The sequence below is a fragment of the Micromonospora sp. NPDC003776 genome, assembly GCF_053605645.1.
The window spans coordinates 1-11,124 of sequence record NZ_JBSGJR010000189.1 but is presented as its reverse complement, the minus strand read 5'-3'; the positions used below and the strand labels follow the sequence as shown (position 1 = coordinate 11,124).

Below are 11,124 nucleotides of genomic sequence, written 5' to 3'. Positions count from 1 at the left end.
GCCAGCCGGTGCTGCGCCGGATCCTCCCCGGGATGCTGGTCTCGGCTCTCGGCGACGGGATGAGCATGGTGGCGGTGGCCTGGCTCGCGGTGCAGATCGCGCCGCCCGACCAGGCCGGGGTCTGGACCGGGCTGGCGGTGGCGGCCTACGCCCTGCCTGCGACGATCGGCGCCGCCGTGCTGGCCCGGTTGGTCCGCCACTTGCCCGGCGTTCGGCTGGTCGCGGTCGACGCCTCGCTGCGGGCGGTCGCGCTGGGCGCGATCGCGGCACTGGCGGTGGCGGGTCTGCTCCAGCCGGGCCTGTACGTGGTGCTGCTCGCGGTGTCCTCGCTGCTGCACGCCTGGGGAAACGCCGGCGCGTACACCCTCGTCGCGGAATCGTTGCCGGAGGAGGACCGCCTGACCGGCAACTCGATGCTGTCCACCTTCACCCAGGCCGCGCTCCTGGTCGGGCCGGCCCTCGCCGGCGCTGTGATCGCGGCGGTCAGCCCCGGTTGGGTGGTGGCCGCCGACGCGGCGAGCTTCGCGGTCCTGGCGGTGCTCTGCTGGACCAGCCCGCCTGGCAGCGCGGCCCGGCCGGCGGCGCCGGCCGCCGCGACCGGGGGTCGGCGCACCCTTCTCGGCCAGCCGCGGTTGCTCGGGCTGCTCGCGGTGACCTGTGTGTTCTTCTTCCTCTACGGGCCGGTCGAGGTGGCCCTGCCGATCCTCGTCGCCCGCGAGCTGCACCGCCCGGCCGGTCTGCTCGGCCTGTACTGGACGGTGTTCGGTGTCGGGGCGACACTGGGCGGCCTCGGCGCCGGCTTCCTGCGGCGCCGCCGGCCGGCGCCCCTCGTGGTGAGCATCATCGTCGGCTGGGGCGCCGCGCTGCTGCCGCTGGGGCTCACCGATCTGGTCGTGCCCGGACTGTTCGGAATGGCGATCGGCGGGCTGATCTACGGCCCGTTCACCGCGATCTGCACGGCGCTGTTCCAGCGCCTCAGCCCGCCACCCGCCCTCAGCCGGGTACTGGCCGCCCGCAGCGCGCTGGCCATTCCCGCCACCGGGCTGGGCACGCTGCTGGGCGGGCCGATGGTCAGCGCGGTGGGCGGCCGGCGGACACTGCTGATCTCCGCGGTGCTGACCATCGCGTTCGGTGCCGCGGTGGCGGTGTTCCTCGGGCTGGCCCACCGCGCGTCACATCGGCAGGCCAGCCGTTCCGGGGAGACCAGCGGCAGGCGCTCAATACTGGAAAGCCGAACGAACTGAGCCGCCGACGATCGCGCACCACGTGTCCACGGTGACCTTCCCGTTGGGTACCAGGCCGTGCAGGCGCTGCATGTCCTGGACCGCCTTCATGGTGCTGTGGTCGAATTCGCCGTTCACCGTGACGTCGTGGTACCCCTTGCGGCCGAGCAGGAACTGCAGCGCGTTGACGGGAAGACCGCTGGCGTCCTTGTCGAGGGTCGGCACGAGCGCTTCCCAGGTGGCCGCGTCGAAGGTGGCGTCCGGGTCCACCGGAATCCCGTGCGTGGCTTGGAAGTCCGCCACGGCGGCGTTCATGTCGTAGCCGAAGTCGCCGTTCGGGATCAGCGGGTACCCGAGATCCGCGAGCAGGTACTGCGCGACCTGCACCACCGGCCCGTCGCCGAAGCGCCAGATGTCGGGCCACCGGCGTGCGGGGATGTCGGCCTGTGGCGTGCCGAGGGCCGCCGCGACCCGCGAGCGCACCGTCGGGAACAACCGGTAGAAGGCGACGCCCGGGCACTCGGTGGGGTAGAAGTCCCAGTGGCCGAAGATGTCCCATGGCTGCAGCCGGAACTGCTGGCACACCGCGGCGCACAACGTCACCAGCGCGTCGAGCAGCGCGTCCGGCGGCGTCTCGGTGATGTACGTACCCTCGTTCTCGATCCCGATCGCGTTGCCGTTCTCCCCCGGGCAGTGAGCGGCGATGACCTGATGTCCGCCCGCGTCGAGGGTCTGCAGGCTGCGGTGGCGACCCTCCAGCACGTAGCCGCCACGGCTGACCGTGAAGTGCTGTCCGGTGTCCGCCCAGCCGTTGACGTCCATGTGCAGGTTCTGGCAGTCCCGCGCCAGTTGCATCGCGTGCTCGCGCGAGTAGTCCGTGACGTTCGGGAACGCCATGTGGTGCAGGATGATCTTGTTGGTGACGTTGCCGGTGAGCTGGATCGTCCCCCGTGGCGGGCGCGCACCCCAGGTGTCGCAATCGATGATCCAGGGGAACGTGGCGCTGGGCGCGGCACCCGCTGGTGCCGCCACGAACAGGTCGGTGCCGACGATCGCCGCGAGCCCGGTACCCAGACCGGCCTTCAGTAAGGTGCGACGGTCGACCTCGTGCCGATGAGTGGACATGCGCTGCCTCCATCAGGGGTGCGGAACAACAACGACAGCCCTTGCGGGCCGGCCGATGCCACTGATCCACGCCAATACGCGGCGTTCGCCCACACCTGTCCGACGCCGGCGGACTGGCATGCTGCCACCTTCATCCGCGAGGATCGATGGTGAAACATTTCGACTATTCCACCGCAACGTCTGGCAGTTTTCAACAGGCGCGGGCGGGATCGTGGCGACGTACGCTGCCGCAGGTTGGCTGACGGGGACCGCGACGAGGGGGAAGACGCTCCCGGGGACCTCTGCCGGACTGGTTTGCCGAGGGCCCGCCGGGGTACGCGGCGCCCATGATCGCGTTGATCGTTCTCCTGTTGCTGGTGTGGCTGGTGCTGGCGGTCGTCGGGCTCGTCGTCAAGGGCCTGTTCTGGCTCTTCGTGATCGGAGCGATCCTGTTCGTCGTGACCGCCGTCGTCGGATACATCCGCCGGCGGGTGTGACCCGCTACCCATCCCCGGCCGGTACGGGGTGGGGCGGCGCCGCCTGAGGTGGTGCCGGCCTCGACGGCCGGATCACCGACGCGAGGCCCACTGCGGATGGCGCGCTGTGGGCCTTCCCCAGTGCCATCCGATGGACCTGCGTCCTATCGCGGCGCCCAGCGCCACACCATCTCCGACTGGCCGCGAGCCTGCATCTGCTGCTCCTGCGGCGGACCGAGCACCCTGGTCAACGAGGTGCCGAGCTGCTGGCAGCGCTCACCGAACGGGCGAGCGCCGTAGCGGGGGATCAGCCACACCGCTCCGCCGCCGCGTCCGGCCGCCACCTGCCGGGCCAGCCCGGCGGGGTCCTGAGCCTCGATCCGCTGCCGATAGTCGGTCCAGTCCAGTCGGCCCGGCCAGTCCTGCTGGGGGAAGCTGAGCAGTCGCGGCCGACCGTGCAGCCGCCGGATGACGTCGGGCCCGACCTGATCCGGGCAGAAGACGACGGTGTCGGCGTCGGTCACCCGCTGGTTGAGAAGATCAGCGAGGACAGCGGCGTCTGTGCGGGGGCGGGTCACCAGCGCGGCGTCCACCGCCAGCCAGGAGATCGCCAGACCGGCGACCACCACCATCGTCCAGCGCCTCGGCAGGGTTGCCGCTCCGACGCCGAGCACCAGCATCCCCAGAGGTAACACGATCGCGGCGTACCGGGTGACCACCGCCGATCCGGTGAGCCAGGTGACGGCGACGGCCAGCAGCAGGGTGGCGGCGCCGGTGCCGCCGATCAGTCGGGCGCGGCGGCCGTCCCCGAGCGCGCCCCACGCCATGAGCGGCCAGGTGACCAGCACGAGCGCGGCGGCCGGTGTCACCCCGGCGGCCGACCACTCGGTCACCACGGAGAGCAGGGACTGGAGGCCGCCGCGGCCCATCCAGGGCGTACCGGTGTGCCGGCTCTGGTACAGGAATATCGGAATCCAGGGAATGAACGCCACGGCCCCGGCGGCCAGCCCGCCAAGACTCCACCAGCCTGCCCGGGAGCGGTTCCGCAACAGCGACACCAGCAGGCCGGCCCCGACCACGGCGAACAGGAAGAGCGCCCAGTAGTGGGTGAGCAGGAGCAGACCGGCGACGACCGCCAGGCCGAGCGCCCGCAGCGGGCCCGGGCGTCGACGGACCCCCTCCAGAGCCAGGACGCCGAGCAGCACGAGCAGGATCACCAGCGCGTACGGACGGGCCTCGGTGGCATAGCGCACCAGCCACGGATTGGCGGCGGCGAGAACCAGCGTGACCAGGCCCGCGTTCGAGCGTCGGGCCACCACGTACCAGAGGGGCAGGGCGGCGGTGGCGAACAACCCGGAGAGGCTGCGGACCGCCCAGTCTCCGGTGCCCACCAGCCCCATCCAGCCGTGCAGGAGCAGGTAGTACAGCGGTGGAGCGCCGTCGCCGCGCAGCGCGGTGATCAACGCGGGCAGCGGCAGCCGGGCGATGGCCACGCTCTGCGCCTCGTCCAGCCAGAGCGGCGAGGTGGCGCAGAAGCGCAGCACCACGCCGGCGGCGAGCACCAACGCCACGAGGGCGGCCAGCGCTCTCCTGCCTGAGGACATCGACCACCAGACCGTGGACGCGCGCCGGCCCGCGGCGCTCATCGCCGGCCCTGATCCGCCCTCGCTCCGGTCGCGGCTGTCCGGCCAGCGCCGCTACCCGCGCCCACCGTGGCCTCGTGGCGGTTGCTTTCGTCGTGCACCGACCAGCGGACGTCGCGAACCGGCAGCGCCGGAGCGGCGGATCGTCCGGCCGGCCCGGCGCCGATCAGGGCAGTCCGCCCGGGGTCATCCACGTCCGGCTTGCCTGGCGCCGTCGCGGGGGTGGGCCCCAAGCCGTGCATCATCCCACTGCCCTCCCAGGCTGTCGGTCAGCGACGGCGGTGCCTTCCCCGATTGGGGCGTGCCGAACCGCAGTGCACCGCCGAGTTGCCCGGCTCGCCTCGACCCGCCCCGTCTGATCCGCGATCCCGGTACGGGACGAACCGGGCCGGAGGTCACCTCGTGGGGCGTCCCCCGACCCCGCTCCGGCGAGCGGCCGCCTGGGCCGGCACCGGGCTCGACAGCGCGGCGTACACCCCCGCCGTCGGGGCGGCCGCGCCCCCGTCCACCGGGAGCAGCGGGCGCCGCTGGGGAATGCCGGTCGGACCGTGGACCTGAGGCCGACCCCCCTCCCAGGTGACCTTGTCCAGCCAGAGCTGGCGGCCGGGCGAACCCGACCCGACCGCGCCCGGTCGCCAGGCGTGATACAGCAGCCAGGTGGTTCCCTCGTACTCGACCATCGCGGCGTGCCCGGGGCCGGCCGCCGCCGAGTCACTGCGCAGGATCGGATTCTCCGGCGCCTTCTGGCAGGGACCGGCCGGCGTGTCGCAGGTCGCGTAGCCCTCGGCGTACGCCTTCGAGGCGTAGTCGTTGCCCGAGTAGAAGAGGAACAGGCGGCCGTCGTGGCGCCAGAAGAACGGTGCCTCGACCACTGACGCCTCCCACGCGCTGGTCTGCTTCACCAGCCGCGTCGGCTCGCCGACCAGGTGCGACCCGTCGGCGGAGAGGCGCTGCGACCACAGCCAGGTGTCCGCGCCGATCGCGTTGCCGTCGTTCTTCCAGACCAGCCAGAGGCTGCCGTCGCTGTCCCGGAACGGGCTGGGGTCGATCGCACCGCCCTGATCCGGCGAACAGACCAGGGGAGCGGTGGCATCGTCCCGGTACGGCCCGGCCGGTGAATCGGCGGCCGCCCGTCCGACGCACTCCTTCCCAGAGGCGTGGTCGGCGGCGGTGTAGAAGAGCAGATAGCCGTCCGAGCTGCCGCGGATGATCTCGGGTGCCCAGGTCCGCCCGGGGTCGGCCCAACTGGGCAGGGTGGGCAGGGCGTCGCCGGCCGGCGTCCAGGTCACCAGATCCGGCGAGGTCAGCACGGGGACGTTCTGCCCGCCGCTGTTGGTGTGCACCAGGTACCAGGTCGAGCCGACCCGGATCGCCTGCGGATCCGCGCTGTCCCCGGCGCGGACGGGGTTGACGAAGCTCTGCGGGTCGACCGGTCCGACCGCCGGGGCAGCCCAGCGGAGCGCGCAGCCGGCCATCGCCGCGATGGTGACGACGAGCGCCACGATCATCGCGTTGCGGCGGTATCGGCTGCGGCGAGCCATAACGTCGGCCAAGAGAGGTTTGTCCAATCCGGTTCCGAGGGGCGGAAGACCTTAGGGACAACCCGGCCGGCCGGGCGGCTCTTCCCGGGGGCGCCACCGTCGGCCGAGCCGCGAGGCCGGACGTCACTCGCGCCGGGGCCCCACCCTCACGGCCGGAGCGTGTCGGGATCGCATACCGCCCAGATGGGCTTGATCCGGACGCCGACCACCTGAGGCGGCCGGCTCAGCCCAGTGCGGTCGGCGAGGGGGGCGCGCTGCCGCCCTGCGGTGCCTCGGCGGTCATCAGCCGGACGATCTCGGCCCCGTCGGCGGCCGAGGGGAGCCCCCATCCCGGCCGGTACCCGTACACCTGGTCCAGCGGAGTGGAGGCGGTGCGGCCATCGAGCACCTCGACCGCGCCGGTGCCGATCAGTCCGGGATGCTCGACGCCGCACGCCTCGGCCACCTTGACCAGGTCACGGCGCAGGGTGCGGATGTAATTGGCGGCCCGCACCGACTTGCGGGCCGGATCGAGGCCGCGGGCCAGCCACGGGTTCTGGGTCGCGACGCCGGTGGGACAGGTGTCGGTGTGGCACTTCTGGGCCTGCACGCAGCCGATCGCCAGCATCGCCTCCCGCCCGACGTTCACCATGTCCGCACCCAGCGCGAACGCGACCACCGCGTTGTCCGGCAGGCCGAGCTTGCCCGCGCCGACGAAGACCACCCGCTCGTGCAGGTCCCGCTCGGCGAAGGCCCGGTAGACCCGCGAGAAACCCTGCTGGAACGGCAGCGACACCGAGTCGGTGAAGATCAGCGGGGCGGCTCCCGTGCCGCCCTCACCGCCGTCGACGGTCACGAAGTCCACCCCGCGGTCGGTGTCGCGCATCAGCGTGGTCAGCTCCTCCCAGAAACCCAGGTCGCCGACGGCGGACTTGATACCCACCGGCAGGCCGGTCTCGGCGGCGAGCAGCTCCACCCAGTCCAGCAGGCTGTCGCAGTCGGAGAACTCGGCGTGCCGCGACGGGCTGACGCAGTCCTGGCCGGGCGGGATCCCCCGGGTGGCGGCGATCTCGGCCGAGACCTTCGCCGCCGGCAACAGACCCCCGAGGCTCGGCTTCGCGCCCTGGCTGAGCTTGATCTCCAGCGCCCTGACCGGTGCCCCGGCCACGAGGTCCTTCAGCCGCTCCAGGCTGAACCGGCCCCGCTCGTCCCGGCAGCCGAAGTACGCGGTGCCGATCTGGAAGATGAGATCACCTCCCTTGCGGTGGTACGGCGACAGTCCGCCCTCGCCGGTGTTCTGCAGGCAACCGGCGAGCGCGGCGCCCCGGTTGAGGGCCTCGACGGCGTTACCGGAGAGCGAGCCGAAGCTCATGCCGGAAATGTTGACCACCGACTCCGGACGGAAGGCGTGCACCCGGCGCCGGGCCCCGCCGAGCACCTTCGCGCAGGGCAGCGTGACGTCGTGCCCGACGGTGGGCGACGACGGCGGCACCGCCCGGCCGAAGGTGCGGTGCATGATGATCGGATAGCCCCGGGTGTACTCGATGTCGTTGTCGGTACCGAACCCGAAGTAGTTGTTCTCCTGCTTCGCCGAGGCGTACACCCACCGCCGCTGATCGCGGGTGAACGGCCGCTCCTCGTTGTTGCCGGCCACGATGTACTGGCGCAGCTCCGGCCCGATGGACTCCAGCAGGTAGCGGGCGCGGCCCAGCACGGGGAAGTTCCGCAGCAGCGCGTGGTCGCGCTGCAGCAGATCGCGTGCGGCGAGGGCCGCGACGGCGGCGACGGCGGCGGGTACGGCTCTACGGGCCCAGCTCATGGCGCCACTCTTTCCGGGATCGCCGCCGGTCAAACAACCCGCGCGACCGTACGCGGGGAGCCCCGATCAGCTTGCGGGGGCGTCTCGAATGGCGAGCGCGGCCTGGATGAGCGCGGCGTGGGTCAGCGTCTGGGGGAAGTTGCCCAGGTGCGCGCCGGTCGCCGGGTCCAGTTCCTCGGCGTACAGGCCGAGTGGGGTGGCGTGGTCGAGCATGGTCTGGAACAGCTCGATCGCCTCGTCGCGGCGCCCGGTGCGGGCGAGGGCTTGCACGAGCCAGAACGAGCAGGGCAGGAAGGCGCCTTCGCTGCCCGGGAAGCCGTCCCGTCCCGGCGGGTAGCGGTAGAGCAGCGGACCGCCGGCGGAGAGCCGGACCCGAATGGCGTCGATGGTGCCCTGCACACGAGACGATTCGGCGCTGTCCAGCTCGAGCAGCGGGAGGACGAGCAGGGCCGCGTCGAGCTCCGGGGAGCCGTAGCTGCGGACGTAGCTGCCCGCCGTCGGGTCGAAGCCGCGGGCCCGGACCTCGGCAGCGATGGCATCCCTTGCCGTCAGCCAGCGTCGACGTTGCCGGGCCGGCAGCGGGTGGGTGTCGGCGATGCGCAGGGCCCGGTCCAGGGCGAGCCAGCCCATCAGCTTGGAATGCACATGGTGGGCCGGCGTCCGGACCTCCCAGATGCCGGCGTCGGGCGCCTGCCAGCACCGGGCGACCACGTCGGCGAAGCCACGCACCGCCCGCCACGTCTCGCCGTAGAGCAGGTGCCCGGCCTGCGCGAACGCCCAGGCGGCGTCGATCACCCAACCGTAGCCGTCGAGTTGGTGCTGCCCCGCAGCGCCGTTGCCGACCCGCACCGGGACGCTGTCGAGATAGCCCGGCCAGCCGGGCAGGTCCCGTTCCGCGGGTACCCGGCGGCCGTACAGGGTGAACAGCGCCGGCAGGCGTGGCCGCTGCAGCCGGCTGGCGTGCAGCAGCCACGCGAGGAAGCCGTGGGCCTCCTCGGGTTTGCCAACGCTGAGAAAGGCGCTGACCCCGATGCTGGCGTCGCGGGGCCAGACGTAGCGGTAGTCCCAGTTGCGTACCCCGCCGGGGTCCTCCGGCAGCGACGTGGTGACTGCGGCGACGGGAGCCTGCGAGGGTGAGTAGGTCAGCAGCCGCATGGTCAGCAGGCTTCGCACCACCTGCTCTCGGAAGGGCAGCGCGCGGTCGATCTCCGCGCTCCACGACCGCCACCGGTCCTCGTCCTCGACGAGCAGATCCCAGGCGGCTGCCGGCTCGACGTGGATCAGCGGTTCGCGGTGGGCCACGGCCAGCACGAGGACGACCGGCCGCCCCGGCCGGACCGTGAACGGGGTGGCCAGCCCCGGTTCGATGGCGAGTTCGGGCGCGCCGGCCAGCGAGACCGCGAGCGCCCCCCACTCACACAGCAGGGCCCGGTGCCGATGGTGGGCGCGGGGGCGGCGGTGCCGTGCGCCGAGCCGGGGGTCGAACTCGACGACGGCCTCGACCGGTGCCTCTTCGGCCGACAGGCGCCGCACCAGCATCGTGGTGGGCAGGAGACGGCCGCTGATCTCGGCCACCATGCCCTCGGTGAGGGTGAGCCGGCCGCCGCCCACCGCCCACGTCGTCTCCAGGGTGGCGGTGTGCTGCCGGTAGCGCCGGGCCACGACCGGGGCCGGCCCGGCCGGGCCGACCCGGAACGTTCCCGCGTCCGGGCCGCCGACCAGCCGGCCGAACAGGGGCTCGCCGTCGAAGCGGGGTACGCAGAGCCAGTCGATCCCGCCGTCGGCGGCGACGAGGGCAGCGGTACGGGTATCACCCAGCAGCCCGTAGTCGCTGATCGGCGCCGGCGGCCGGGAAGCTGCCCGGTCGCGCCCACCAGTCATGGAGATCGCCTCCTCCCGAGTCGCGCGGCGCCACTGCGGCACATCAGCCGGGGACAGTCGCCGCGCCGGTCAATCGGCCCGGAGGAGCAGCCCGAGGACGACCCCGTAGAGAACGTGGACGACACCCGCCACGGCGGGAGTCTGGACGCCGTAGTTGAGGGCGAACAGGCCGGGCGGCTCCAGGACAGCGGTGCTCGCCGGCCCCGCCCGCTGCGACGCCATGCGCGGATGGACACCCGGAAGCAGCGGTAGGAGCACCGTCAACGCAATCGCGACGTGGAGCGTGCCCAACAGCGCCCCGATCCACCAGGTGGCGTGGTGCAGCAGCGCGAACGTGGCCGCGTACCCGAGGGCGAAGCCCTGACCGGCGCCGAGGTGGATGAAGAACCCGATGGCCCGGGCCCGATCGGGATCCTCGGTGACGATGGTGCCGAGGACCAGGGGAAGGTCGAGCCGGGTGAGGCCGGCCAGTTGCGCAGCGATCAAGGCTGCGGTGAGCGCCGTGGTGGCGACGAACCCGAACAACGCCCATCCGGCCCAGTCCATGTCAGCGGTGGTCGACGCCGGGGGAATCGGCCGGAGCTGATGACGACCGGATCGGTGGCGGCAGCACGCGGCGCCGCGTGGTTCGCTCGGCCATCGCCCACCACCTTCGACTGCGTGAATGTTCTCCGGGCCCGATCGGGGTCCCGCTTCGCACCAGGTAGGCCCCGCTGGTCGGGCCGGCCCCACCATAAGCCGGCGAGCCAGCGACGCTGGCCTGCTCGCCAGCACGTTCCCGGATCGGGTGGCGCCGCCGGAACGTCGCCTGCGAGGTCGCCCGGAACCGTTCCAGCACCTGGTCCAGCCCGGCCGCGCCGACTCCGTCCGGGCCGCCCCACGTGCCCTGGTTTCCGGGTACGCCGCGATCACTGACGGCGGGCTACCGTATCCGGGTGCCGGTCCTGGAGATCTCCGACCTCATCATCCGCCACGACATGGCGACGGGGGCCAGGCTGAGGGATTTGGTTAAGGATCGTCAGTGATCGTGGTCCGGTCGTGGGTGTCGGTGTCTTCTGGTTTGATGCGGGGCGGTGGGGGGTCTGTGCCGGCGGTGAGTGCTGTCGTGTGGCGGCCGTGTGCGTGGTGGCCGGGTCTGGGTGTGGTGAGGTTGGTGGCGGGTGAGTCGGGCGGTGTCGCTGGCTGAGGGCGAGGTGTCCCGGACCGGGTGTGTCCGCGTTTTTGTGCGCGGCGGTGTGGATGAGAAGACCGGTGTGGTCCTGTCCCAGGTGGTGCTGGCCGAGCGTGTCGGGTGGTGTGCCGATCTGGTGGCGGGCATGGTCTGCGGGCTGTTGGCGCAGCGGTGGAACGCCGCGGATGTGCAGGTGTTGGCCTGCGGTGTGGACGCGGGTGGGCGGAGGTTGCCGTCGAACGCGTGGATGGCGTTGCGGCGGCTGGGTTGGACCGTCACCGTCCCGG

The 11,124-nt window shown here is 72.4% G+C and carries 9 protein-coding genes; 3 read left to right on the top strand and 6 right to left on the bottom strand.

What is annotated here, in order from left to right; translation table 11 throughout:
* The coding region (locus ACWEVO_RS17265) for an MFS transporter (RefSeq protein ID WP_452308529.1) at positions 1-1,244 on the top strand (1,244 nt) is incomplete at its 5' end.
* On the opposite strand, the gene ACWEVO_RS17260 is transcribed toward ACWEVO_RS17265, so the two are convergent.
* A complete protein-coding gene (locus ACWEVO_RS17260) occupies positions 1,218-2,348 on the bottom strand; it encodes a peptidoglycan recognition protein family protein (RefSeq protein WP_452308528.1) in 1,131 nt (376 codons plus the stop codon). The genes ACWEVO_RS17265 and ACWEVO_RS17260 overlap by 27 nt on opposite strands.
* A gap of 326 nt (positions 2,349-2,674) precedes the next feature.
* On the opposite strand from ACWEVO_RS17260, the gene ACWEVO_RS17255 reads away from it, so the two are divergent.
* The gene (locus tag ACWEVO_RS17255) at positions 2,675-2,824 is read left to right on the top strand and encodes a hypothetical protein (RefSeq protein WP_452308527.1); all 150 of its coding nucleotides are present in this window, start codon (positions 2,675-2,677) and stop codon (positions 2,822-2,824) included.
* Positions 2,825-2,967: 143 nt separating this feature from the next.
* On the opposite strand, the gene ACWEVO_RS17250 is transcribed toward ACWEVO_RS17255, so the two are convergent.
* From ACWEVO_RS17250 to ACWEVO_RS17230, 5 genes are all read right to left on the bottom strand, one after another.
* A complete protein-coding gene (locus ACWEVO_RS17250; protein ID WP_452308526.1) occupies positions 2,968-4,407 on the bottom strand; it encodes a glycosyltransferase family 39 protein in 1,440 nt (479 codons plus the stop codon).
* A 434-nt stretch (positions 4,408-4,841) separates the two neighbouring features.
* Positions 4,842-5,954, bottom strand: coding sequence for a glycoside hydrolase family 43 protein (locus tag ACWEVO_RS17245; protein ID WP_452308525.1), 1,113 nt, complete (start codon positions 5,952-5,954; stop codon positions 4,842-4,844).
* Between the two features lie 256 nt (positions 5,955-6,210).
* The gene (locus tag ACWEVO_RS17240) at positions 6,211-7,785 is read right to left on the bottom strand and encodes an FMN-binding glutamate synthase family protein (protein ID WP_452308524.1); all 1,575 of its coding nucleotides are present in this window, start codon (positions 7,783-7,785) and stop codon (positions 6,211-6,213) included.
* 66 nt (positions 7,786-7,851) lie between these two features.
* Entirely contained in the window at positions 7,852-9,666 is a 1,815-nt protein-coding gene (locus ACWEVO_RS17235) for a glycoside hydrolase family 15 protein (RefSeq protein WP_452308523.1), read from the bottom strand.
* Positions 9,667-9,735: 69 nt separating this feature from the next.
* On the bottom strand, positions 9,736-10,212 hold the full coding sequence (locus tag ACWEVO_RS17230) for a hypothetical protein (protein WP_452308522.1): 477 nt from the start codon (positions 10,210-10,212) through the stop codon (positions 9,736-9,738).
* Positions 10,213-10,826: 614 nt separating this feature from the next.
* Here ACWEVO_RS17230 and ACWEVO_RS17225 point away from each other — a divergent pair.
* A partial coding sequence (locus ACWEVO_RS17225) for a hypothetical protein (protein WP_452308521.1) occupies positions 10,827-11,124 on the top strand: 298 nt, incomplete at its 3' end.

Coding starts and splice junctions, on each gene's coding strand:
- ACWEVO_RS17250 (WP_452308526.1), bottom strand. CDS start 4,407: ATGTCCTCAGGCAGGAGAGCGCTGGCCGCCCTCGTGGCGTTGGTGCTC.
- ACWEVO_RS17260 (WP_452308528.1), bottom strand. CDS start 2,348: ATGTCCACTCATCGGCACGAGGTCGACCGTCGCACCTTACTGAAGGCC.
- ACWEVO_RS17245 (WP_452308525.1), bottom strand. CDS start 5,954: ATGATCGTGGCGCTCGTCGTCACCATCGCGGCGATGGCCGGCTGCGCG.
- ACWEVO_RS17230 (WP_452308522.1), bottom strand. CDS start 10,212: ATGGACTGGGCCGGATGGGCGTTGTTCGGGTTCGTCGCCACCACGGCG.
- ACWEVO_RS17255 (WP_452308527.1), top strand. CDS start 2,675: ATGATCGCGTTGATCGTTCTCCTGTTGCTGGTGTGGCTGGTGCTGGCG.
- ACWEVO_RS17240 (WP_452308524.1), bottom strand. CDS start 7,785: ATGAGCTGGGCCCGTAGAGCCGTACCCGCCGCCGTCGCCGCCGTCGCG.
- ACWEVO_RS17235 (WP_452308523.1), bottom strand. CDS start 9,666: ATGACTGGTGGGCGCGACCGGGCAGCTTCCCGGCCGCCGGCGCCGATC.